Origin of the sequence: Microcella alkaliphila (assembly GCF_004216855.1) — a bacterium.
GTDB lineage: Bacteria > Actinomycetota > Actinomycetes > Actinomycetales > Microbacteriaceae > Microcella > Microcella alkaliphila.
Map to the genome: position 1 here is coordinate 56,733 of NZ_SGXT01000019.1, position 22,095 is coordinate 78,827.

At 68.2% G+C, this 22,095-nt stretch carries 21 protein-coding genes and 1 riboswitch; of the genes, 10 read left to right on the top strand and 11 right to left on the bottom strand.

The genetic code is table 11. The features are described from left to right. Positions 1-5: 5 nt before the first annotated feature. A complete protein-coding gene (locus tag EV140_RS12565; protein WP_130284459.1) occupies positions 6-1,871 on the bottom strand; it encodes an ABC transporter ATP-binding protein in 1,866 nt (621 codons plus the stop codon). A 77-nt stretch (positions 1,872-1,948) separates the two neighbouring features. Here EV140_RS12565 and EV140_RS12570 point away from each other — a divergent pair, with 77 nt between their 5' ends. The 4 genes from EV140_RS12570 (at position 1,949) to EV140_RS12585 (ending at position 5,324) form a co-directional block, all read left to right on the top strand. After that, positions 1,949-2,875, top strand: coding sequence for an ABC transporter ATP-binding protein (locus tag EV140_RS12570; RefSeq protein WP_130284461.1), 927 nt, complete (start codon positions 1,949-1,951; stop codon positions 2,873-2,875). Continuing rightward, positions 2,872-3,726 carry an ABC transporter permease gene (locus tag EV140_RS12575; RefSeq protein ID WP_130284463.1) on the top strand — a complete coding sequence of 285 codons (855 nt, stop codon included), beginning with the start codon at positions 2,872-2,874 and terminating at the stop codon, positions 3,724-3,726. Before EV140_RS12570 ends, EV140_RS12575 begins: the two co-directional genes overlap by 4 nt. Beyond that, positions 3,723-4,523: an ABC transporter permease gene (locus tag EV140_RS12580; protein ID WP_130284465.1), complete on the top strand. Its 801-nt coding sequence runs from the start codon at positions 3,723-3,725 to the stop codon at positions 4,521-4,523. The genes EV140_RS12575 and EV140_RS12580 overlap by 4 nt, the downstream gene beginning before the upstream one ends. A gap of 141 nt (positions 4,524-4,664) precedes the next feature. Further along, positions 4,665-5,324 (top strand): hypothetical protein, encoded by a 660-nt coding sequence (locus tag EV140_RS12585; protein WP_130284467.1) that lies wholly within the window; start codon positions 4,665-4,667, stop codon positions 5,322-5,324. 144 nt (positions 5,325-5,468) lie between these two features. Here the strand turns inward: EV140_RS12585 and ribH are convergent, their stop codons facing one another. The 5 genes from ribH to EV140_RS12610 all read right to left on the bottom strand — a co-directional run bounded on the left by ribH (position 5,469) and on the right by EV140_RS12610 (position 10,140). Beyond that, positions 5,469-5,939, bottom strand: coding sequence for a 6,7-dimethyl-8-ribityllumazine synthase (gene ribH, locus EV140_RS12590; RefSeq protein WP_130284469.1), 471 nt, complete (start codon positions 5,937-5,939; stop codon positions 5,469-5,471). Further along, the gene (ribA, locus tag EV140_RS12595) at positions 5,936-7,219 is read right to left on the bottom strand and encodes a GTP cyclohydrolase II (RefSeq protein WP_130284471.1); all 1,284 of its coding nucleotides are present in this window, start codon (positions 7,217-7,219) and stop codon (positions 5,936-5,938) included. Before ribA ends, ribH begins: the two co-directional genes overlap by 4 nt. Beyond that, on the bottom strand, positions 7,216-7,860 hold the full coding sequence (locus EV140_RS12600) for a riboflavin synthase (protein ID WP_130284473.1): 645 nt from the start codon (positions 7,858-7,860) through the stop codon (positions 7,216-7,218). The genes ribA and EV140_RS12600 overlap by 4 nt, the downstream gene beginning before the upstream one ends. Before the next feature lie 3 nt (positions 7,861-7,863). Then, the gene (gene ribD, locus EV140_RS12605; protein ID WP_241971446.1) at positions 7,864-8,901 is read right to left on the bottom strand and encodes a bifunctional diaminohydroxyphosphoribosylaminopyrimidine deaminase/5-amino-6-(5-phosphoribosylamino)uracil reductase RibD; all 1,038 of its coding nucleotides are present in this window, start codon (positions 8,899-8,901) and stop codon (positions 7,864-7,866) included. A gap of 63 nt (positions 8,902-8,964) precedes the next feature. Further along, positions 8,965-9,107: riboswitch (FMN riboswitch) on the bottom strand. A gap of 37 nt (positions 9,108-9,144) precedes the next feature. Then, complete coding sequence (locus tag EV140_RS12610) at positions 9,145-10,140, bottom strand: sugar-binding transcriptional regulator (protein WP_338418555.1); 996 nt, start codon at positions 10,138-10,140, stop codon at positions 9,145-9,147. Between the two features lie 123 nt (positions 10,141-10,263). On the opposite strand from EV140_RS12610, the gene EV140_RS12615 reads away from it, so the two are divergent. The 4 genes from EV140_RS12615 to EV140_RS12630 all read left to right on the top strand — a co-directional run bounded on the left by EV140_RS12615 (position 10,264) and on the right by EV140_RS12630 (position 15,725). Then, positions 10,264-11,979 (top strand): glycerol-3-phosphate dehydrogenase/oxidase, encoded by a 1,716-nt coding sequence (locus EV140_RS12615; protein WP_130284475.1) that lies wholly within the window; start codon positions 10,264-10,266, stop codon positions 11,977-11,979. Positions 11,980-12,202: 223 nt separating this feature from the next. Then, complete coding sequence (locus EV140_RS12620) at positions 12,203-12,907, top strand: MIP/aquaporin family protein (protein ID WP_241971452.1); 705 nt, start codon at positions 12,203-12,205, stop codon at positions 12,905-12,907. Between the two features lie 109 nt (positions 12,908-13,016). Next, positions 13,017-14,531 carry a glycerol kinase GlpK gene (glpK, locus tag EV140_RS12625; protein WP_130284479.1) on the top strand — a complete coding sequence of 505 codons (1,515 nt, stop codon included), beginning with the start codon at positions 13,017-13,019 and terminating at the stop codon, positions 14,529-14,531. Between the two features lie 288 nt (positions 14,532-14,819). After that, positions 14,820-15,725: a type IV toxin-antitoxin system AbiEi family antitoxin domain-containing protein gene (locus EV140_RS12630; RefSeq protein WP_157985661.1), complete on the top strand. Its 906-nt coding sequence runs from the start codon at positions 14,820-14,822 to the stop codon at positions 15,723-15,725. A 90-nt stretch (positions 15,726-15,815) separates the two neighbouring features. On the opposite strand, the gene EV140_RS12635 is transcribed toward EV140_RS12630, so the two are convergent. The 4 genes from EV140_RS12635 to EV140_RS12650 form a co-directional block, all read right to left on the bottom strand. Next, complete coding sequence (locus tag EV140_RS12635) at positions 15,816-16,808, bottom strand: HAD family hydrolase (protein WP_241971447.1); 993 nt, start codon at positions 16,806-16,808, stop codon at positions 15,816-15,818. A 6-nt stretch (positions 16,809-16,814) separates the two neighbouring features. Continuing rightward, positions 16,815-17,819 carry a tryptophan--tRNA ligase gene (gene trpS, locus EV140_RS12640; RefSeq protein WP_241971448.1) on the bottom strand — a complete coding sequence of 335 codons (1,005 nt, stop codon included), beginning with the start codon at positions 17,817-17,819 and terminating at the stop codon, positions 16,815-16,817. A 92-nt stretch (positions 17,820-17,911) separates the two neighbouring features. Beyond that, positions 17,912-18,757: an exodeoxyribonuclease III gene (locus tag EV140_RS12645; RefSeq protein WP_198674448.1), complete on the bottom strand. Its 846-nt coding sequence runs from the start codon at positions 18,755-18,757 to the stop codon at positions 17,912-17,914. Positions 18,758-18,821: 64 nt separating this feature from the next. Beyond that, a complete protein-coding gene (locus EV140_RS12650; protein ID WP_130284485.1) occupies positions 18,822-19,898 on the bottom strand; it encodes a YihY/virulence factor BrkB family protein in 1,077 nt (358 codons plus the stop codon). Between the two features lie 651 nt (positions 19,899-20,549). Here EV140_RS12650 and EV140_RS12655 point away from each other — a divergent pair. Next, positions 20,550-20,810: a hypothetical protein gene (locus EV140_RS12655; RefSeq protein WP_130284487.1), complete on the top strand. Its 261-nt coding sequence runs from the start codon at positions 20,550-20,552 to the stop codon at positions 20,808-20,810. Between the two features lie 30 nt (positions 20,811-20,840). On the opposite strand, the gene EV140_RS12660 is transcribed toward EV140_RS12655, so the two are convergent. Beyond that, positions 20,841-21,482, bottom strand: a complete 642-nt coding sequence (locus tag EV140_RS12660; protein ID WP_130284489.1) for a TNT domain-containing protein — start codon at positions 21,480-21,482, stop codon at positions 20,841-20,843. A 152-nt stretch (positions 21,483-21,634) separates the two neighbouring features. Between EV140_RS12660 and EV140_RS12665 the strand changes: the two genes are divergently transcribed. After that, a complete protein-coding gene (locus EV140_RS12665) occupies positions 21,635-22,084 on the top strand; it encodes a magnetosome magnetite crystal formation protein family (RefSeq protein ID WP_130284491.1) in 450 nt (149 codons plus the stop codon). Positions 22,085-22,095: the final 11 nt, after the last annotated feature.

Here is a 22,095-nt window from a genome sequence, read left to right on the forward strand (position 1 = left end):
AGCCCTCAGTCGTCGGTCGCCTCGTCTTTCGGCACGAGCAGCTGATGCTGCGCCAGGTCGCGGTACAACGGCACGTCGCGCACGAGTTCGGTGTGGGTTCCGGTGCCGATGACCTGGCCGTGTTCGAGCACGACGATCTGATCGCTGTCGATCACGGTGGACAGCCGGTGGGCGATCACGATGAGGGTTCGGTTGTGCGCGACGGCGTCGATCGCATCGCGCATGAGTTGCTCGTTGACCCCGTCGAGCGATGACGTCGACTCGTCCAGCAGCAGGATCGGGGGAGCCGCCAGAAGCGCCCGGGCGATAGCGAGGCGCTGACGCTCGCCGCCCGACAGCATGACGCCGTCTTCGCCGACCTGCGCATCGAGCCCGGCCTCGGTGCGGTCGAGCACCGCGCTCAAGTTGACTCGCCGCAGCACCTCGATGCACTGCTCGTCGCTCGCGCCGGGCGTGCCGAGCAGCAGGTTGTCGCGCAGGGTGCCGGCGAGCACGGGGGCGTCCTGCTCGACGTAGCCGATGCGGCTGCGCAGCTCGGTGCGGTCGAGCGCCCGAATGTCGACGCCGGCCATGCGAATAACACCCTCGGTGGGGTCGTAGAACCGCTCGATGAGCGCCAGCACGGTGGACTTACCGGCGCCACTCGGGCCGACGAGCGCGGTGCGCGACCCCTGCGGAACGGCGAACGACACCCCCCGCAGGACCGTCGTGTCGCGCGGCTGCTCCCCGACCACCTCGGCGATCGCCTTCTCGGCCTCGGTCTTGTGGGCGGCCTCGGGGTAGCGGAAGTGCACGCCCTCGAACGAGATCGCGGCGCGGTCGTCTGACGCTGCGGCGGGCGTCAGCCCCGCATCGGCTTCCTCCTCGCTCGGCAGCGCGATGATCTCCTGAATGCGGCCGAGAGCGCCGAGCGCGCTGTTCACACTCGTCACGGCACCGAAGGCCTGGCCGAGCGGCCCGATCATCAGGAACAGGAACAGGATGAACGCGACCAGGTCCGCGATCCCGATCGCCCCCGATGCCACGCGGAATCCGCCGACCCCCAGAACGACGAGGAACGAGATCTGCAGCGCGATGGATGAGATCGGCACGACGAGAGCCGAGATCTTCGCGACGGTGATTCCTTGACGCCAGGCGCCCCGAGCATCCTCGTCGACGGCCGCGATCTCGCGGTCGGTGGCGTTGGCCGCGCGAACGGTGCGGACCGATGAGATGGCCCGTTCGACGGCGGCGGTCAGGTCTCCGACTTTCTCCTGCGCCTTGCGGCTCGCCACACGGATGCGCAGGGACAACATGACGACGGTGACCACTGAGATGGTGATGACGAGCAGGGTCATCCCGAGCAGCAGCGGGTCGATGACGAGCATCGCGATGAGGGCGCCCACGAACACGAGGCTGCCGCCGATCGCCTCGACGAGACCCTGCGTCAGCACGGCGCGCAACAGGGTCGTGTCGCTGCCGACCCGGCTGACGAGGTCACCCGTGCGGCGCTGATCGAACTCGCTGATGGGCAGGTGCAGCATGCGGCGCACGAGCGCCCTCCGGCTCGACAGCACGACGCCCTCACCCGTGCGTTGCAGCAGGTAGTGACCGAAGCCGCTCAGCAGCCCGCTCGCCACGACCAGCGCGACGAGCACAATAACGAGGCTGCCGAGAGGCTCCGCCGCCTCGACTCGGGTGATCACCTGGCTGACGAGCAGCGGCTGCGCGAGCGATGCGGCGGCGCCGAGCACGGAGATGACGATGACCCACGCGAGCACCTTCCGGTGCTCGAGGAGGTAGGGCAGCAGCTGTCGGAAGCTGGCGCGGGGCCCGTCGTCTGCCGGACGGCCGAATCCGCGGCGCGCGCGGGCGGGGGAGGCGGTGCTCATGCCCCCCATCCTGCCCGAGGGCGGCTTGGGGCCGGCCGGAGGTCGTTCACGGCCGAACGGGTCTATGCTCAACTCTCGTGCCAGCGCCCGTCATCACCGCATCGTCGCTCGTCAAGAAGTACGACGACTTCACCGCCGTCGCCGGCATCGACTTCGACGTTGCCCCCGGTGAGTCGTTCGGGCTCCTGGGCCCAAACGGGGCCGGCAAGTCGACGACGATGCGCATGATCGGTGCGGTGTCGACGCGCACCTCCGGTGAGCTGTCGATCCTGGGCCTCGACCCGAACCTCCACGGCCCCGACATTCGCTCCCAGCTCGGCGTCGTGCCCCAGCAGGACAACCTTGACCTTGACCTGCGCGTGCGCGACAACCTCCTCGTCTACGGCCGCTACTTCGGCCTGCCCCGCACGCAGATCGCCGAGCGCGCCGACGAGCTGCTCGAGTTCGCACAGCTCTCCGATCGCAAGGCGGCGAAGGTGGACGAGCTGTCCGGCGGTATGAAGCGGCGCCTCACGATCGCCCGTGCCCTCATCAACGACCCGCGCATCCTGCTGCTCGACGAGCCGACGACGGGCCTCGATCCGCAGGCGAGGCACATCCTCTGGGACCGGCTGTTCCGGCTGAAAGAGCGCGGCACGACTCTCGTGCTCACCACCCACTACATGGACGAGGCCGAGCAGCTCTGCGATCGCCTCGTCGTGGTCGACAAGGGTCAGATCATGGCCGAAGGCTCGCCAGCATCGCTGATCCGCGAGTACTCGAGCCGCGAAGTGCTCGAGGTGCGGTTCGGCAGCGACAAGAACTCCGAGGCCGCCGAGCGGGTCGCCGGCATCGGCGAACGCATCGAGGTGCTGCCCGATCGACTGCTGATTTACAGCAACAACGGCGAGGCCGAGCTCGAGAAGATCACCAAGCTCGGGCTGCACCCCATCACGTCGCTCGTGCGCCGGTCCTCGCTGGAGGACGTCTTCCTGCGCCTCACCGGGCGGAGCCTCATCGAATGACGGCGACCGTTCCCGAATCGGCCCGTGCATCCGGGCCGGACAATGAGGATGCACGGCGCGCACTCGCCGCGGGCGTTGCGCCCCGCAGGTACGGCGCCCTGTACATCGTCGAGCACCGCATCCGGGCCTTGCGCGGGTACGCGAGCTCGGCGATCCTGACGAGTCTCGGCAACCCGATCGTCTACCTGTTCGCGCTCGGGGTGGGGCTCGCGAGCCTGGTGCCGGAGGGCATCGGTGGCGTCAGCTACCTCGAGTTCGTCGCCCCCGCGCTGCTGTGCGCCGCCGCCATGACGGTGGCCGCGAACGAGACGACCTACCCGATCGTTGCCGGCTTCAAATGGAACCCCATCTTCCACGGGATGAACGCCTCTCCGATTCAGGGAAACCAGATCGTGCAGGGCATCATGCTCTTCATCGCGCTGCGCATGACGTTCGCCGTCGCGGTGTACTACGCGGTCATCCTCGCCTTCGGTGCGGTTCCGAGCGTGTGGGGCATTCTTACCGTCCCCATCGCGGTGCTCACCGGCATGGCGATCGGCCTGCTCATCTCGTCGTACTCGGCGACGCTAAAAGATGAACGCGGACAACTCGCGATGGTCATGCGCTTCGGGTTCACCCCGATGTTCCTCTTCTCGGGCACCTTCTTTCCGCTCGAGCAGCTGCCGATCTACCTGCAGCCGATCGGATGGGTTTCGCCGCTCTGGCACGGAGTCGAGCTGGGTCGTCTCGCCGCCTACGGCCACGACATCGCGCCGTGGCTGATCGCCGTGCACATCGGCTACCTCGTCTCGATCGTCGTGATCGGGCTCTGGTCGACGAGCCGCACCGTCACGAGGAGGCTCGCCGGATGACCGCCCTCGCTGGCCGCACCCGCGGGCTCTACGCGGGCAACACCCGTGCCGTCGTCGCGCGCGGGCTCTTGGCGACCAAGAGCAACAACTGGCTCATCATCGTCTCGGGCTTTTTCGAGCCCGTGTTCTACCTGCTGTCTCTCGGCATCGGCTTTGGAGCGATCGTCGGCACGGTTCAGACCTCGACGGGTGCCGAGGTTCCGTACGCCGCGTTCATCGCGCCCGCCCTGCTGGCCGTTTCTGCCATGAACGGCGCCGTGTACGACTCCACGTGGAACGTCTTCTTCAAGTTGCACTACGCGAAGCTCTACCAGGGCATGCTCACCACGACGCTCGGGCCGCTCGATGTCGCGCTCGGCGAAATCATGCTCGCGCTTCTGCGCGGAGCCCTCTACGCCTCCGGCTTCATGATCATCATGCAGGTGCTCGGGCTGAACCTCTCGTGGACGGCGATCCTCGCCTTGCCCGCCGTGTTGATCATCGCGTTCGGCTTCGCAAGCCTCGGCATGGCGATCACGAGCTACCTGAAGACCTTCCAGCAGATGGACTGGGTCAACTTCGTGATGCTGCCGATGTTCCTGTTCTCGGCGACGTTCTACCCGATCAGCGTGTACCCCCAGGCGATCCAGTGGATCATCCAGGCGCTGCCGCTCTGGCACGGCGTCGAGCTGATCCGCGGCTTCACCACGGGGTCGCTCGACGCCATGGTGTGGGTGCACCTCGGCTACTTCGGCCTCATGATCGGCATCGGGATCCTCGTGACGACCCGCCGCCTTCGGAAACTGTTCCTGAACTAGCCGCTTCGCGCATCCCGAGTCGTCGGTCGCGTTCGCTTTGCGACTGTCCCCGAGAGTGGGGTGTTGCTGTGTCCGGAGGCCGGGCGTACCGTTGCGGCATCTCAGCTGGGGGGCTGGGTGCACACAGGATCGGGGGGTCACGTGCTGCTGTCACGAATGCTCTGGAGCGCGATGATTCTCGCGCTGGTCACACCACTCGCGGTGGTCGCGCCCGTCGCCCCGACGGTGTCGGGAGTGCTCCAAACGCTGTCGCTCGGCGCCGCGAAGGCAGCGGCTCCGGCGCTCATCGCCGGGACATCCACGAAGTGCCCGTCGGCGATCCGCGGCTCAACGCCGAAGGCTCCGGGAATTGTTTCACCGGGGGGTGTGACGGGCACGACGTCGACTGACCTGCAATCCTTCGCCACCCGCATGAACCAGATCCGCGTGGCGAACTGCCTGCCGCCGATCCCGTTCCGCAACGTGCGGTACGACGCCTGCATGGAGCGGCGCCTGTTCTGGATGGCCGAAGACCCGAGCACGAACCCCATGAGCGCGTGGGGTCACCGCGGGCAGGCAAAGCGCAGCGACGGCGCGCCCGACGTCGGCTGCGACGGCAATCTGTCGGGAGGAAGCGGCAACACGGGCGCGACGGCCGCGGAGAAGTGGTGGGCGTCGACGGGCCACCGGGCGTCGCTGTACCGGCCGGGCACGAAGGGCAGCATGGAAAGCACGTGCATCCTGTTTGCCATGACCCACGGCGGCGTGCCGAACGAGCCGTACAGCTTCACGCGGGCCGCCGCCCGCTGGGTGCGCTGCTAGCCGCCGCCGCGCATCCGCCGCCTGCGAGTGTGCAGTTGTGGCTGTTGCGACTGCAGCTTGGCAACCACAACTGCACAGTCGATCCGCCGCGGGTGCGCCGAGCGTCCTGCCGCCGGTTGAGCGGCGCTGGATGCGCGGTGCGCGCTAGCCGCGGATCTCGGCGAGTAGCCGGGCCGTCGCGAGCGCGGCCTCGGCCGCCTCGGCACCCTTGTCTTCCTTCGAGCCGGGAAGGCCAGCGCGGTCGATGCCCTGCTCTTCGTTGTCGAGGGTCAGCACGCCGAATCCGACCGGCTTGCCGGTGTCGAGTGCAACGCGGGTGAGCCCGTCGGTTGCGGCGGCCGACACGTATTCGAAGTGGGGAGTTCCGCCCCGAATGATCACGCCGAGCGCGACCACGGCATCCGCGCCCGCGTCGAGCGCCGCCTTCGCGGCGACCGGCAGCTCGAACGAGCCGGGAACCCGGTACTCGACAATCGTCGCGCCCGACGCCTCCAGGGCGCGGCGCGCGCCGGCGATCAGACCGTCGCTGATCTCGGTGTGCCAGAGGCCGGCGACGATCGCGACCGTAAGGCCGGTGCCGTCGATGGAGAGGGTAGGGCTTCCGTGGCCGCTCATGCGGTGCGTCCTTCCAGGGTGGTGAAAACGGGGGCGGAGGTGATCGAGTCGGGCAGCTGGTGGCCCATGCGGTCGCGCTTGGCGTTGAGGTAGCCCTCGTTGTCGGCGCCGACGCCGACGACGAGCGGCACAAGGCCGGTGACCTCGATGCCGTACTGGGTGAGCTGGCGCATCTTCTCGGGGTTGTTCGACAGCAGCCGCACCTTCGTCACGCCGAGGTCGCGCAGCATGTCGCTGGCCGCTTGGTAGTCGCGGGCGTCGGCGGGCAGGCCGAGGGCGAGGTTGGCGTCGAGGGTGTCGTAGCCGTCTTCCTGCAGGCGGTACGCCTTCAGCTTGTTGATGAGGCCGATGCCACGCCCCTCGTGTCCGCGCATGTACAACACGGCGCCGCCTTGGCGGTGGATAACGTCCAGCGCGGCGTCGAGCTGGGGGCCGCACTCGCACTTCAGCGAGCCGAAGGCTTCGCCGGTGAGGCACTCCGAGTGCACGCGCACGACCATGTCGTCGCGGGGCATGCCGGAGACGATGGCGACGTGGTCGGCGCCGGTTTTCCGGTCGCGGTAGGCGCGCATCGAGAACGGACCGTGGTTGGTGGGCACGGTCGTCGCGACCTCGAACCGCACGGAGCTGCCCTCGTCGATCGGCGTGACGTCCTCGACGTCGTCGCCGGTGGCGCCCGAATTGAGGTAGTCGATGAGGTCGGCGATGGTGATGACGACGACGCCCTCGGCCCGGCCGAACGCGATCATTTCGGGAAGGCGCATCATGTCGCCGTCGTCGCTGACGAGCTCGCCGATCGCGGCGACCTCGCTGAGGCCGGCCAGGCGCATCAGTTCAACGGCCGCTTCGGTGTGTCCGGGGCGCTGACGAACGCCGCCGTCGACGGCGCGAAGCGGCAGGATGTGCCCGGGGCGAATCACGCTGGCCGGCGTCGCCTCCGCGTTCGCGAGAACGCGCAGCGTGTGGGCGCGGTCGCGCGCGCTAATGCCGGTCGTGATGCCGCTCGCCGCATCCACCGTGACGGTGTACGCGGTGCGCAGCGAGTCTTCGTTGCGCTCGACCATGAGCGGCAGCTCGAGTCGGTCGGCGATCGCGTTCGTCATCGGGGCGCAGAGGAAGCCGCTGGTGTTCCGAATCGTCCACGCGATCCATTCGGGCGTTGCGAGCTCGGCCGAGATGATGACGTCGCCCTCGTTCTCGCGGCTCTCGTCGTCGGCGACCAGCACGGGACGGCCCGCGCGCAGTTCTGCCAGGGCCTGGGGGATGCTCGCGATGCTCATACGCCGCTCCTTCCGTTCGCGTCGGCGTGGTCGCCGGCGCTCTCGCCGAAGCCGAACCGCGCGAGACGCGCGACGTGCCGGGCGAGGATGTCCGTTTCGATGTTCACAAATTCGCCGACGTGGCGAGCCCCGAGGGTTGTCCGCACGAGGGTCTCGGGAATCAGCGAGACCTCGAACCAGTCGTCGCCGACGGCGCTCACGGTCAGCGAGATTCCGTCGATCGCGATCGACCCTTTGTCGACGACGAGGGGGGCGTGGGCGGCGTCGAGGCTGAAGCGCAGCACCCGCCAGCTGCCCTCGTCGCGGATCTCGATGACGCGACTCGTGCCGTCGATGTGACCCTGCACGATGTGTCCGCCGAGGCGGTCGCCCACGGCGGCGGCGCGCTCGAGGTTGACGGTGCGGCCGACGGCCCACTGGTCGGGGTTTGACATGGCGAGCGTCTGGCCCATGACGTCGGCGCTGAAGTGTTCGGGGTCGAGTTCGACGGCGGTGAGGCACACGCCCGACACGCTGATCGAGTCGCCGCTCTTCGCGTCGCTGACGGCGAGGGGCCCGCGCACAGTGATGCGGGCCGAGCCGTCGTCGCCGTGGGTCAGCGCGACGATCTCGCCCAGTTCTTCGATGATTCCCGTGAACATGGGTTACTGCTCCTTCGCGGGGCGGGCCACAACGAGGATGTCGTCGCCCAGGGTTTCGATGCGGTGGATGCTCAGGTGGCGCGCGTCGTGGATCGTCCCAATTCCGAGGTCGCCGATCGCCGTCTTCGGGCCGCCGAGCAGCATCGGTGCTAGGTAGATGAGGTACTCGTCAACGAGGCCGGCCTGGATAAACGCGCTCGCGAGCGTCGGCCCGCCCTCGACGTACAGCCGGCGGATACCGCGGGCGTACAGCTCGTCAAGCGCCCGGGGGATATCGCGGTGGCCGAGCTCGATGAGCCCGGCGGGGTGCTGGCGCAGCGCGGCGTCGGCCGGCGCCGGGCGCTCGCCGAACACGACGGGGATCGGCTGGGTGGGCAGGAGCTCGCCGCCGTCGCCCCGCGCCGTCAGGCTCGGGTCGTCGGCAAGCACCGTGCCGGTGCCGACCGCGATCGCGTCGTGGGCGGCGCGCTGCTCGTGCACGCGCTGGCGGGAGGCGGCGCCGGTGATCCACTGGCTGGTGCCGTCGGCGGCGGCGGCGCGACCGTCGAGGGTCGAGCCCCACTTCACGGTCACGAACGGGCGACCCAGGCGAACGCTTGTAAGCCAGGGGTGCAAGAACTCTTCGGCCTCGTCGGCCAGTACGCCACCCGAGACCTCGACGCCGGCCGCGCGGAGGCGGTCAGCGCCGCCGCCCTCCACCTCGCCCGGGTCGGCGACCGCGTACACGACGCGCGCGACGCCGGCGGCGATCAGCGCCTCGGCGCAGGGTCCGGTGCGGCCGGTGTGGTTGCAGGGCTCCAGCGTCACGACGGCCGTGAGGCCCGACGCGTCGGAGACCTGCGAGAGCGCATCGGCCTCGGCGTGCGGGGTGCCGGCGCCGCGATGCCAGCCCTCCGCGACCTGCTCGCCCCGAGCATCCAGCAGAACGCAGCCGACCTGCGGGTTCGCGCCCGTCGCGGGGCCCTGCACCGCGATCGCGAGCGCGCGCCGCATCGCCGCCTCGATGGCGGCGTCGGGGGCGCGGTGCGCGGTGTCGGTCATCCCGGGGCCTTCTCATGTCGGGCGCATCCGGGGTTGCGTGCGCGCGCAGGCACGCCTGCGGCACGCGCGCTCCTCCCATCCGGACTATCACCGTCGGTGCCGGAATTTCACCGGCTCAACCGCCACCGCGCATCCGAATGGATGTCTGGTGCCGGGTCGCGGACTCTCACCGCCGGCTAGGAATTACACCTACCCCGGAGCACGTACTTGTGTATCAGCGTAGTCAACAGCGTGAGCCCTGGGTTATTCCCGGACAGTGGCTGGGAACTCGTCGGGCCTCTCGAGCAGTTCCTTCGCGCTCCCGTCGTCGACGATGAGGTCGGTGATGAGCCCGGCACGGAGGGCGCCGTGCAGCGCCGGCAGCTTGGAGGCGTCAGCGATCACGCAGATGCGCCGGGGCACGCGTCGCAGAGTGTCAAAGTCGGGCCCGGTCGCACGTCGATTGAGGTCGATGTTGTCCGACGAGCCGTCTGGCCGAAAGAACACCGTCGCGACGTCGCCGATGACTCCCTGCTTCTCGAGCAGTCGGTAGTCAGCCTCATCGAGGTATCCGCCGATGTAGACGTGGCTGGGGATGTTGGCGAATGGCGAGCCGATACCGAATAGGGCGATGTCGAGGTGAGACTGCATCTCGAGCACCCGTTTGGTCGAGCGTTCGCGCCACAACGCCTCCCGAGTTGCCGCCGAATCGAAGAAGGCCGGAACGGGAAACTGCTGAAGCCTGGCCGAGTACGCCTCCGAGAATCGACGCAGGATCTCGCTCGCGTAGTCGATGCCCGTCGTGTGCGGATTCCCGGCCCCGTTCAGCTGCACGATGTCGCTGTTGTGGGTCTCTTTCGGCACGATATGACGGCTGATGGCACCCATCGTGGAACCCCACGCGACCCCCAGGGCCATGTTGGAGTCGAAAACCGTGCTGAGAAAACGTGCAGCGTACGCGGCAACTGTTTCTTGACGGTCAGCGCCAGTGACACTAGACGGCATCGAGACGACGCGTGCAGTGACGCCGAATCGTCTGCCGAGTTGTTCCTCGTCGCGAGCGGTTACTTCGGCGAGCGAGCGCACGCGAATGTCGACGAGTCCTACCTCCCGAGCATAAGAAAGTAGCCGGGAAACAGACGATCGTGAGGTGCCCAGATCGGTCGCGATGGCATCCATCGTCCAGTCCTGCAGGTAGTACAGGTGGGCGGCCCGCACGGCGGCACGTGCCCGTGCGCTGGGCCCCATGGTGGTGTTCACTCAGTCACCTCTCAGTTGCACGTTTGTGCAGATGGGTTGGTATCGAGTCTGTGCTCTCGTGAGCATGGATGCAAGGCCGCGTGTACCAGCGCCGCCACCAACGCAGATTCGAGGTCGATCCGCATGCCGACGCCGTCGTCGTCCCCCCGAGCAGCAGTTGCCGCCCTGCGCGAGCAGCCCAGCGCCGATGTCCTCATCATCGGGGGAGGGATCAACGGAATCGCGACCTTCCGCGACCTGGCGCTGCAAGGAATCAACTTGGTGCTCGTCGAGCGTGACGACTACGTGTCGGGCGCCTCGGCGGCCTCCTCGCACATGATCCACGGCGGCATCCGGTATCTCGAGAATGGCGAGTTCCGGCTCGTGCAGGAATCCGTACACGAGCGCAACGCGCTGCTGCGGCTCGCTCCGCACTACGTGCGTCCGCTTCCCACGACGATTCCGATCTTCTCGACCTTCTCGAGCGTGCTGTCTGCGCCGTTCCGGTTCCTCGGCTGGAAGGGCGGCGCCAAGAAGGAGCGCGGCGCCGTTCTCATCAAGGCGGGTCTGACGATGTACGACACGTTCTCGCGCGACGGCGGGCGCGTGCCGCGCCACCAGTTCCGCGGAGCGAAGGCGTCGAAAGAGCTGCTGCCGAAGCTGCGCGACGACGTCAAGTACACGGCGACCTACTACGACGCGTCCATGCACGACCCCGAGCGGCTCGCCCTCGACGTGCTCAACGACGGCCTCGCAGCAGGCGACAACGCTCGCGCCGCCAACTACGTCGAGGCTGTGGACATGACGGGCGACGGCGTTCGCCTGCGCGACGTCGCGACCGGCGACGAGTTCGACCTGAAGGCGACCCTCGTCGTGAACGCCTCGGGGCCGTGGACGGACCTCACGAACAAGGCGCTCGGCAACGACAGCGCGTACATGGGCGGAACAAAGGGCTCGCACATCGTGCTCGACCACCCCGAGCTGCTGGGGGCCTGCAACGGCCGCGAGATTTTCTTCGAATTCACCGACGGTCGCATCGTCTTGATCTATCCGCTCAAGGGCCGTGTACTGCTTGGTACCACCGACCTCGCGCACGACATGAATGAGCCGATTCGCTGCACGGAAGAGGAAGTCGACTACTTCTTCGACCTCGTGAACCACGTGTTCCCCACCATCGACGTCGACCGCTCACAGATCGTCTTCCGTTTTTCGGGCGTGCGCCCCCTTCCCCGCCAGGACGCCGACTCGACCGGACAGATCTCGCGCGACTACCGCGTCGAAAAAGGCGAGCTCCACGGAACCCCGGTGCTGAGTCTCGTCGGCGGCAAGTGGACCACGTTCCGCGCGCTCGGCGAGCAGCTCTCGAACCAGGTGCTCGACGTGCTCGGCGTTGACCGGGTCGTGTCGACCGACGGTCGGCTCATCGGGGGTGCCGTCGGCTACCCAACCACCGACGACGAACGTGAGGCGTGGCTTGCCCAGCACGGCGCGGTCATCGGTCGTGAGCGTGCGGCAACGCTGCTCGACCGCTACGGCACGAGCGCCGAGGCGATGATCGCAAGCTTCGCGACCGCCGACGACACCCCGCTCGCCTCGGCCCCCGAGTACACCCGCGCCGAGATCGCCCACCTCGTCGAGACCGAGCAGGTCGTGCGCCTCACCGACATCGTCCTGCGCCGCACGTCGATGGCGTTCGTCGGAGCGGTCACCGGTGAGGTACTCGAAGAGCTCGCCGACATCGCGGGCGAGGTGCTCGGCTGGAGTGCCGACGAGCGGCGCGATCAGATCGCGTGCGCCGCTGACTACCTCGCCGACGTGCACGGAGTGCACACGTCGGTCGAGACGGCGAGCACGACATGAGCGCATTCCGCAACCGGATGCTCGCGGAGCGCTGCGAGCATCCCCCGATCTCCCGAGGCTGCGCCGGCGCAGCAGCGGGGCGGTGCGTCAGGAGGAACTGACACCCGCACCCTCGCCAGGCGGACAGGGTCTGGAGAGGTTCACCCCCCCCAACACACGATGAGGACAGGTCAACGTGGACAATCTCTTAACAGTATTCGTGTCAGAAATCGTCGGTACGGCGATGCTGCTTCTTCTCGGTGGCGGTGTCGTCGCGAACGTCATCCTCGCCAAGAACAAGGGCTTCGGCGGCGGTTTCCTGATGATCAACTTCGGCTGGGGCCTCGCGGTCTTCGCCGGTGTGACCGTCGCGTACGCCTCCGGCGCTCACCTCAACCCGGCCGTCACGATCGGACTCGTGACGAGCGGCCTCACCGAGTTTGCGCCCGGCGTTGCCGTGAGCGTCACCTCGGTGCTGCTGTACTGGGCTGCTCAGCTGATCGGTGCCTTCATCGGTGCGGTCATCGTCTTCCTCGCCTACAAGAAGCACTTCGACGAGGAGCCCGACGCGGGAACCAAGCTCGCCGTGTTCTCGACCGGCCCGGCGATCCGCAGCTACGGCTGGAACACCTTCACCGAGATCGTCGGCACGTTCGTGCTGGTGTTCGTCGTCATCGGCTTCGGCCGTGCAGAACCGGCCGGCCTCGCCGCGCTCGGCGCCCTGCCCGTCGCCCTGCTCGTTGTCGGTATCGGTGCCTCCCTCGGTGGTCCCACGGGATACGCCATCAACCCAGCTCGTGACCTCGGCCCCCGCATCGCCCACGCGCTGCTGCCCATCAAGGGCAAGGGGTCGAGCGACTGGAGCTACTCGTGGGTGCCGGTCGTCGGCCCGCTCATCGGTGGCGCCATCGCCGGTGTCGCCGCGACGGCGCTGCTGCCCGTCCTGTAACAGTCGGGGCGCGCATCCGACCACCAGGGGGATGCGCGCCCGTCCCCCATCGGACCGACGCGTCGTCGGTCACCCGCCATGAAGAACGTCAACAAAGGAGTGAACAGTTATGGCTGAGTACGTACTCGCAATCGACCAGGGAACCACGTCGACTCGCGCCATCATCTTCGACAAGAAGGGCTCGATCGTCTCGGTCGGCCAGATGGAGCACGAGCAGATCTTCCCGAAAGCCGGTTGGGTCGAGCACGACCCGAAAGAAATCTGGAACAACACCCGTGAGGTCATCGGGTCGGCGCTGTCGAAGGCGAACCTGACCCGTCACTCGATCGCCGCGGTCGGCATCACCAACCAGCGCGAGACCGCTGTGGTGTGGGACCGCAACACCGGTGAGCCCGTCTACAACGCGATCGTGTGGCAGGACACCCGCACGCAGCCGATCGTCGACCGCCTGGCAGCCGACGGCGGCGTCGAGCGCTTCAAGAAGACCGTGGGCCTGCCGCTCGCGACCTACTTCTCGGGTACGAAGATCGTCTGGATCCTCGAGAACGTCGAGGGCGCCCGCGCGAAGGCCGACGCCGGCGACCTGATGTTCGGCACGACCGACACCTGGGTGCTCTGGAACCTGACCGGTGGCACCGACGGTGGCGTGCACGCGACCGACGTGACCAACGCGTCGCGCACCATGTTCATGGACCTCGAGACGCTCTCGTGGGACCACTCGATCCTCGAGGCGTTCGACGTCCCGGCGTCGATGCTGCCCGAGATCCGGTCCTCGTCTGAGGTGTACGGCCACGTGCACTCGTCGTCGCTCCTGCGCGAGGTTCCCGTCGCGGGCATCCTTGGCGACCAGCAGGCGGCCACCTTCGGTCAGGCGGCGTTCGATCCGGGCGAGTCGAAGAACACCTACGGCACGGGTAACTTCCTGATCTTCAACACGGGCGAGGAGATCGTCCACTCGAAGAACGGGCTGCTCACCACCCTCGGCTACAAGCTGGGCGACGAGAAGCCGCACTACGCGCTGGAAGGCGCCATCGCGGTGACCGGTTCGCTCGTGCAGTGGGTGCGCGACAACCTGGGGATCATCAAGGACGCTCCCGAGATCGAGGAGCTCGCCAAGACGGTCGACGACAACGGTGGCGCCTACTTCGTGCCGGCGTTCTCGGGTCTGTTCGCCCCCTACTGGCGGTCGGATGCGCGCGGTGCCCTCGTCGGCCTCACACGCTACGTCAACAAGGGTCACATCGCGCGGGCAGTGCTCGAGGCCACGGCGTTCCAGACCCGCGAGGTGCTGGACGCGGTCAACGCCGACTCGGGCGTCGACCTCACCGAGCTGAAGGTCGACGGAGGCATGATCGCGAACAACACGCTCATGCAGTTCCAGGCCGACATCCTCGGCGTGCCCGTCGTGCGCCCCGTCGTCGCCGAGACGACGGCGCTCGGTGCGGCGTACGCTGCCGGACTCGCCACCGGTGTCTGGGGCTCGCTCGATGAGCTGCGCCAGAACTGGCAGGAGGACTCGCGCTGGACGCCCAACATGGACGACGCCGAGCGCGACCGCCAGCTGCGCAACTGGAAGAAGGCCGTGACGAAGACCTTCGACTGGGTCGACGACGACGTCAACTAGTCGTCACGCGTGACGCTGGCACGTCACATCGCCCCGCTGTGGTGGTAGCGGCGGGGCACGGCGGGCGGGGTGCTTCGGCACCCCGCCCGCTGCCGTTTCTGCCCGAACTCGTGCGTCCCGTTCAGAATTCAGGAAATCGACCCTGAGTCGTGCGTGGTCGAACGCCGTCCGCCTCGGATACCTGAGTTGTGAACCGTCCCCTCCCTCACACGGGTCGACCCGGCCCGCAAAGATGACCACGACAAACCTTGGCGACCACGGGTGTCCGGCGGAGTCGACACTGCGCCCATGGTCGACCTATCTCTCTTTTCTGCCCGCGCGACGTGGTGTCTCACGCGCCATGACCTAGACGCGGCCGGTGTGACGTCGCGGATGATCACCACCGCTGTCTCCAGCGGCCACCTCATCCGCGCCCGTCGCGGGGTGTACTGCCACCCGAGTGCGCCGCCGCATGTGGTGCGGGCGCTTCGCGTCGGCGGACTGGCCGCCTGCGTGACCGCCGCCGAGACCTACGGACTCTGGGTACCTCAACGCAGGCGGACGGCGGTCTGGCTACCCGCCAACGCTTCGCGACTACGCAACCCGATGCAGCGTTCTGCTCCGATAGGGACGACACCGCCTCACCAGCTGTGCACGCACTGGGGCGCGCTGCGTGAGCCGGAGCTCGCAAAGTCGTGGCGCGTCGGGCCGCGCGATGCGCTCCGCCAGTGCCTGCGCTGCCTGCCACCGGAGTACGCGGTCGCGGTGCTCGACAGCGCGTTACAGCTCGGTGTCGTTCAGCCTCACGACTTCGAGTCGCTGTCTCGGGGCCTCTCGCCCACACGGCGGTGGTGGGTGTCTCGCGCCGACGGTCGCGCGGAGTCCGGAACCGAGACCCTCGTCCGTCTTGCGCTGCAGGATGCTGGCCTGCACGTCCGACCCCAGGTGACGATCGCCGGTGTTGGCAGAGTTGACCTGCTGGTGGGCCCGAGCGTGGTCGTTGAAGTAGACAGCGAGTCGTGGCACTCGACTCCAGCCCAGCGCGCGAACGACGCCCGACGCGGTCTCGCGCTGCACGAGAGGGGGTACGTCGTGGTTCGGCCGAACTACCAGCAAGCCGAGAGTCAGCGTGCCCAGGTTGTTGCGGCAGTGTGGGCTGCGGTTCGCTCGACCGGCACCGTCGTCCGATCACGGCGTCGCGTCGCCCGTTCATAATTCAGGAAATGGCAGACCCTAGTCGTCAAAGCCTGCGGCCAAGTCGAGGGGCTACCTGAAATGTGAACAGGCGGCGCCGGGCAAGGCCGGCTAGAGAGCGCGGACCCCGAGTGGCTGGCCGGGTGGCGGCGTGGAGGGTGCAGCGTGGGGCGAGGCCGCGTTGTCGCGCGGTGGAAGTGGCGCGGGCAGCTGAGGGAGTAGGGCGGGCAGCTCGGCGAGTGAGGCGATGCGGGTGACGCCTGGTGGCAGCTCGTCGCGGTCCGCGCTCAGCTCGCCCGGGCTGGCGACGAGCGTGCGGGCGACCCGCGCATCGCGGGCGTCGGCGGCGGCCGCCGTCTCGTTGCGGTCGGGGCGCGCGAGCCATACCCCGCGCATCCCGGCGTTCTGCGCGCCGACCGCGTCGGTCGCAAGGCGGTCGCCGACGTACAGGCAGGATGCGACTCTCACCCCGAACGCGCCCGCCGCCGCCGCAAAGATGGCCAGGTCGGGCTTCGTCACCCCCAGCTCGCCGGAGGCCACCAGCCTGCCGCGTCGATCGGGTTCATCGACCGAGCCGTCGGCGCGCACCGGGGTGAGGTCGAGCCGATCCCGGAGGTCGATGCGGTGCAGCTTGTCCGTCTGGAAGGTGAGCTCACCGTTCGTGATGATGCCGAAGCGCACGCCGGGCACGACCGCCTCGAGTTCGTCGAGCGTCGGCAGCACATCGTCGAAGAGTGTCCAGTTGTCGCGGTAGCCGTGCAGGTACTCGGCGAACCAGCGCAGTGCTGCCTCGTCGTCAAGCTCGACGCCGTAGGGCAGCAGCAGGTCTCGCGCGCGCCAGACGCGCTGACCGAGGTAGTCGAGTTCGCCGCTCAGGTAGCGCGCGTAGTGCAGCTCTTCGAGGTGCCGCCAGCGCTCCTGCACGAACCGCGCGTCAGCCGCGGAGAACGCTGCGAACCCCGCCGCATCACCACCCGCGATGCCCGACGCCGCGAGCTGCCCCGCAACAGCCTGCGCGCGCTCGATCGCCAGGTCGACGGAGCGCGTGTGCGCCATGAGGGTGTCGTCGAGGTCGAACAGCACGACCTCGATCGGTCCTGACACGCGCCCTCACCCGCGCGGCAGGAAGCCAACCGCGTCGTACACGCGGCGGAGCGTCGCGTCGGCGATCTCTTCCGCCCGCCCGGCGTTGATCGCGAGCAGCCGGTCGAGCTCGGCCGGGTCGTCGAGCAACTCGAGCGTGCGCTCGCGGATGGGCCGGAACGCCTCGACGACCGCCTCGGCGACGGCGCCCTTGAGCGCGCCGTACTGCAGCCCGTCGAAGTCGCCCTCGACATCGGCCACCGTGCGACCGGTGACGATCGCGAGGATCGACAGGAGGTTCGACACCCCCGGCTTCGACGCGGCGTCGTAGCGCACGATCCCTTCCGAGTCGGTGACGGCCGACTTGATCTTCTTCGTGAGCGCCTTGTCGTCGTCCATCAACCACAGGATGCCCGCGGGGCTCTCGCCCGACTTCGACATCTTCGACCCCGGGTTCTGCAGGTCGTAGATCTTCGCCGTCTCTTTCAGAATGCGCACCTCGGGCACCACGAGCGTGTCGCCGAACCGCGAGTTGAAGCGGTTCGCGAGGTCACGAGTCAGTTCGATGTGCTGGCGCTGGTCTTCGCCGACCGGCACGACGGCGGCGTCGTACAGCAGGATGTCGGCCGCCTGCAGGATCGGGTACGTGAAGAGCCCGACCGACGCGGCCTCCACCCCACCGCGAGCCGACTTGTCCTTGAATTGCGTCATCCGTGACGCCTCGCCGAAGCCCGTGATGGTGTTCAGCACCCAGGCGAGTTCGGCGTGCGCGCGCACGTGCGACTGCACGAACAGCGTCGAGTGCTCGGGGTCGATGCCCGCGGCGATGTACTGGGCGGCGGTGCGGCGGGTGCGCTCGCGCAGCTCGGCCGGGTCTTGAGGCACGGTGATCGCGTGCAGGTCGACGACGCAGAACACGGCGTCGTGGGTCGTCTGCATCGCGCGCCACTGCAAGAGGGCCCCGGCGTAGTTGCCGAGGTGCAGGCTCGACGCGGACGGCTGCATGCCGGAAAACAGGCGCGGAAGACTCATGGTCTCGATTCTTTCATTCGGATGCACGGCTCACGTCACGGGGAATACGCATCGCCCGTGGGCGCTTGCGCCTCCGCGCGCGTGCGGCGCGCCTACGGCAGCTCGTAGTCGACGACGACGGAGGCGTGGTCGCTCCACCGCGTGTCGTACGAGGGCGCCCGGTCGACGCGGTACGCGCTGACGGTCGCCGCGAGAGCGGGGGTCGCGAGGTGGTAGTCAATGCGCCAGCCGGTGTCGTTGTCGAACGCTTGGCCACGGTTCGACCACCAGGTGTACGGCCCGTCGACCTCGCCGGCCCACTGCCGCCCGACGTCGACCCAGCCGAGGCCGGTGCCGGTGGTGCCGTCGACGCACTCAATCGTTTCGCCTGCGGGTGCCAGGAAGCGGTCGAAGTAGCTGCGCTCGCGGGGCAGGAAGCCCGCCTTCTTGCGGTTGCCCCGCCAGTTCTTGATGTCGAGTTCGCGGTGTCCGACATTCAGGTCACCGACGACGACGGCGTATTCGGAGTGCGCGGCGAGTTGCGGCAGGCGCTCCTCCATGGCGTCGAGGAAGCGCCACTTCTCTTCCTGCTTGGGGGTGTCGGCCTCGCCCGAGTGCACGTAGCAGCTGACGACCGTCAGCGAGACGCCCGCCACCTCGACGTCCGCCTCGAGCCAGCGCCCCGCCGAGTCGAAGTCGGGCGGGCCCATGTCGATGCGGTGCACGTCGACGGGCTCGCGCGTCGCGATCGCGACGCCCGCGCGGCCCTTGGCGGTGGCGGCGTCGTGCAGCACGTGCCACCCCTCGCCGAGCAGCGGTACGAGGTCGGTCGTCTCGGCGCGCACCTCCTGCAGGGCGAGCACGTCGACGTCGGCAGCCTCCAGCCACTCGCCCATGCCCTTGCGGTAGGCGGCGCGAACACCGTTGGCGTTGACGCTAGCGACACGAATCTTCGGCATACCCGCCATCCTACGAGCGCCCACTGACAGGGCGCCGCGCTCGTTACGGCCGGGGCGCGGGGGTCTAGCGGCGCGAGAGGCGTCGCTTCAGCCGCGCGAATATGCCGCCGCGAGCATCCTCGTCTTCCTCGTCCCCCATGCCGTGCTCGCGGACGAGCGCGCGGGCAGCCTCGAGGCGTGCGGCGAACACTGCCTCGTCGAGGATGATGTCGTCGTCCTTCACGCTGGTCGCGATCCACGCGCCCGTGATGAGGATCACCTGACACACGAAGTTGAACCAGATCAGCAAACCGAGGATCACGGCGAACGATGCGATGAGGGGGTTGGACGAGGCACCGCCGAGCAGCAGACCACCGGCGATCTTGAGCCCGCCGAGGCCCGCGGCCCCGATCAGCACCCCCTCGCGCAGGTGCCGCCACGGGATGCGCACCTCACTCAGGATGCGGAACAAGGCTGCCAGCGCGACCGCGTCGACCGCGAACATGATGCTCAGCGTCACGATCCGTCCGAGCACTCGCGCAAGCGTGGAGTCGTCGATGCCGACGAGGTCGAGCAGGAAGTCGGTCGCCTGCGTGCCCACGACGCTCAACACCGCCGACACGATGATCAAGACGCCGAAACCCGCGGCAAGCCCCAGGTCGCGCAGTCGCGCCTTCAGGAAGTTCTCGGGGGCTGGCGGCAGGTCGAACAGCTGGCGGGTGGCCCCGCGTGCGGCGTTCAAGAATCCGAGCGCGGTCACGAGCAGGCCGATGAGCGCGATCACGCCGATCCCGCCGTAGACGCGCGCGTTCATGAGCACGTCGGGACTGATCGCCCCGTTACCGTCCCCGTTGTCGATCAGTCCGGGAACGGAGTCCGAGATCACGCCAATGACCGCCTCGCGCAGCCCGATGTTGCCCGCCACGATGGTGCCGAAGACCGCAAAGCCGACGAACAGCCCGGCGAACACCGCAAACAGCGCCTGGTAGGCGAGGCCGGAGGCCAGAATCGGCCCGGATGCGCGGAGGTACCGCTGGAACGCGCGCACCGGTCGCGAGCCCTTCACCTTCTCGACAAGCGGCATGACCTTCGCTTTCAGTCCGCCGGCGGCGTCAGTATCGGGGTCGCTGTCGTGAACGGTGTCGTCTCGTTCGTCGCGCATCCCTCGACCCTAACGAGTGCCGGTCCGACAGCGAGCGGGTTCTCAGCGCGAACGCAGGGCGATGCGCGTGGCGAGTTCGCCCGCAAGCCTGCGCACCGCCCAAGCATTGACGTGTCGGTTGTTGCTTCGGCGATTCCGCGAGAGGGTGGTTCCGTGTCTGTCTTGCCACCCAGTCGAAAACGCGAGTCGAACGCGAAGGGCCCGTCATGAGGGCTGAGGCGGTACAGCTCCCGCTGACGATCGATGTCTTGGGAACGCTGCCGCGGTGAGTGACTCCGCGCCCGAGGCCGAATGGCCTGCGGCCCTCCGGGAGCTTGAATGGTTACGCCTCGGCGACCCCGAAACGGTGTACCACGCGGGTGCGGAGACGCTCCTCATCGAGATTCCGCAAACCTGGTGCGCGGAATTCGCGCGCGTGGCCGACCGCTGGGTGTTTCGTGAACCACGAGAGCGACATCCAGCAGGGGTGCCCTGGCCCGACACCTTCTCGACGACGGACATCGACGCTCTGTCTCGGTTTGCCGTCTTCCGGCTCAGTTGGACTGTGGGTACGAGCCGCAGTGCACTGTCCCATGCGCGGGTCGGGGAGGCGAGTTCTGGCAGTCGCACGATCGTCACCGAACTCGAATCGACCCCCTTCCAGAGCCGTGGATGTCGCGCGCCGCTGACGGTGTGGGCTATCTGTCGCGTGCGGGCGCTGAGGTCGCGACAACGGTGGGCGGAACGGGGGGCGGGTTTTCGTACGTCGCTCATACGGAAGGCATGCGTCCTGACGAACTTCTCGCGTTTGCCCTCTACGGAGGTGAGCGAGTGCGCGTGAATCAGGTGGCGGGCGCCGTGAGCGCGTTCACCGAGCGCAATCCGAGCTATGCACCCGGGTGGTGGAGGGCGCTGCTCGGTCGGGCATCATGACAAAGGTGCCCTGTGATCGGAGGCAGCGCGTCACCGCTCGATTGTGATGCGCTCAAGGTGACCCGACGCGAGCGCGTCGCGGATCGCGAACCCGGGTTCTTGCATCAAGAGAACGAGCGCGCCACCCGGGCGTCCGAACCACGGCTCAACGATGCGTACACTCACGCGAATAGCGGCGCGCGTCACGAAACGGTGCACCTCCGCGGGGGGCAGGATGGCCGTCGGCGGGAGCGACCGCAGCTCGAAGGGCGTGTCCAGCGGTGTGAGACGCCACCCATCGATCCCGCCGATGCGGTCCAGCGGCAGATGGGGCGGCAGGTCGATGATCATGGGCCCCGAGGCCGCGACGCGGTCGCGAAGCTCGAAATAGTGTTTCGCCACGTCGGTCACCCACGCGTGCACCGTCGCTTCGGGAAGCGCGGTGGGCTCGGGCAGCGGCCGGCTCAGGTATGCGAGTAGCGCCTCCGCGGCACCCTCTGCATCCGGCGCGGTCGCGACCGGTAACCCCGATCCGTAGTCGACCGACTCGATGACGAACCCGTTGCCGTGTTCGCGGAGGCGCAGCGCGCCCTCAAGTGGCGGTTCGGTCGCCTCATCTCCGGGCACGATGACGTGCTGCGGGGTGAAGCCACGATCATTGAGCCGGGAACGGAGTGCAGAGAAGTCGGGCACTCACCCAACCTAAGCGGGGCTTCGGGTGCAGGTGCGACTATCCCCAGGCGCGGCCTATCGCGCTCCTCGCAGCAGCTGCGGTCGGTAGGGTCGACCCGCCGTCGATCCGAATCGACGCTCCGAACGTGAGCCCCCACTGCAAGGATCAATCCGTGACTGACGCCCGCCCGCACACCAGCTCCCAGCCCTACACCCCGCCGCCTGCCCGTGTGCCCACCGGCCAGAAGTCATGGGCCCTCGGCTTCATCGCGTGGGCACCCCTGCCGGTTCTCCCGCTCATCGGGGCGGCGATCGTGATGATGGCGGTGCGGCCCTCGGCGGAGCGCAGCGGGCACGCAGTCGCCGCGGAGAACGCGCGTCACGCGGCGAACTGGGCGCTTACGGTGCTCATCATGCTCGTGGCTCTGGCGCTCTACGTGGCCGTTCTCGCCGTCGCCGTCCCTGACGCGCGCCAGGGCTTCTTCCCGATCGGTTTCGCCGTCATCGGCTACCTGGCACTGGCGGTCGCCCACGGCATCCTGACCATCGCCGGCACGGTCGTCGCCGGCAACGGACGCGTGCTGAACCCCCGCATCGCGATCCCGTTCATCCGGTCCCGCTAGCGCCGCCCGAC

Excerpts from the sequence above, each read along its gene's own strand:
- glpK (WP_130284479.1), top strand. The coding sequence starts at position 13,017 with ATGGCTGAGTACGTACTCGCAATCGACCAGGGAACCACGTCGACTCGC.
- ribD (WP_241971446.1), bottom strand. The coding sequence starts at position 8,901 with ATGACCGACACCGCGCACCGCGCCCCCGACGCCGCCATCGAGGCGGCG.
- EV140_RS12580 (WP_130284465.1), top strand. The coding sequence starts at position 3,723 with ATGACCGCCCTCGCTGGCCGCACCCGCGGGCTCTACGCGGGCAACACC.
- EV140_RS12600 (WP_130284473.1), bottom strand. The coding sequence starts at position 7,860 with ATGTTCACGGGAATCATCGAAGAACTGGGCGAGATCGTCGCGCTGACC.
- EV140_RS12630 (WP_157985661.1), top strand. The coding sequence starts at position 14,820 with ATGGTCGACCTATCTCTCTTTTCTGCCCGCGCGACGTGGTGTCTCACG.
- ribH (WP_130284469.1), bottom strand. The coding sequence starts at position 5,939 with ATGAGCGGCCACGGAAGCCCTACCCTCTCCATCGACGGCACCGGCCTT.
- ribA (WP_130284471.1), bottom strand. The coding sequence starts at position 7,219 with ATGAGCATCGCGAGCATCCCCCAGGCCCTGGCAGAACTGCGCGCGGGC.
- EV140_RS12620 (WP_241971452.1), top strand. The coding sequence starts at position 12,203 with ATGCTGCTTCTTCTCGGTGGCGGTGTCGTCGCGAACGTCATCCTCGCC.
- EV140_RS12565 (WP_130284459.1), bottom strand. The coding sequence starts at position 1,871 with ATGAGCACCGCCTCCCCCGCCCGCGCGCGCCGCGGATTCGGCCGTCCG.
- EV140_RS12645 (WP_198674448.1), bottom strand. The coding sequence starts at position 18,757 with ATGCCGAAGATTCGTGTCGCTAGCGTCAACGCCAACGGTGTTCGCGCC.
- EV140_RS12615 (WP_130284475.1), top strand. The coding sequence starts at position 10,264 with ATGCCGACGCCGTCGTCGTCCCCCCGAGCAGCAGTTGCCGCCCTGCGC.
- EV140_RS12575 (WP_130284463.1), top strand. The coding sequence starts at position 2,872 with ATGACGGCGACCGTTCCCGAATCGGCCCGTGCATCCGGGCCGGACAAT.
- EV140_RS12650 (WP_130284485.1), bottom strand. The coding sequence starts at position 19,898 with ATGCGCGACGAACGAGACGACACCGTTCACGACAGCGACCCCGATACT.
- trpS (WP_241971448.1), bottom strand. The coding sequence starts at position 17,819 with ATGAGTCTTCCGCGCCTGTTTTCCGGCATGCAGCCGTCCGCGTCGAGC.
- EV140_RS12655 (WP_130284487.1), top strand. The coding sequence starts at position 20,550 with ATGTCGCGCGCCGCTGACGGTGTGGGCTATCTGTCGCGTGCGGGCGCT.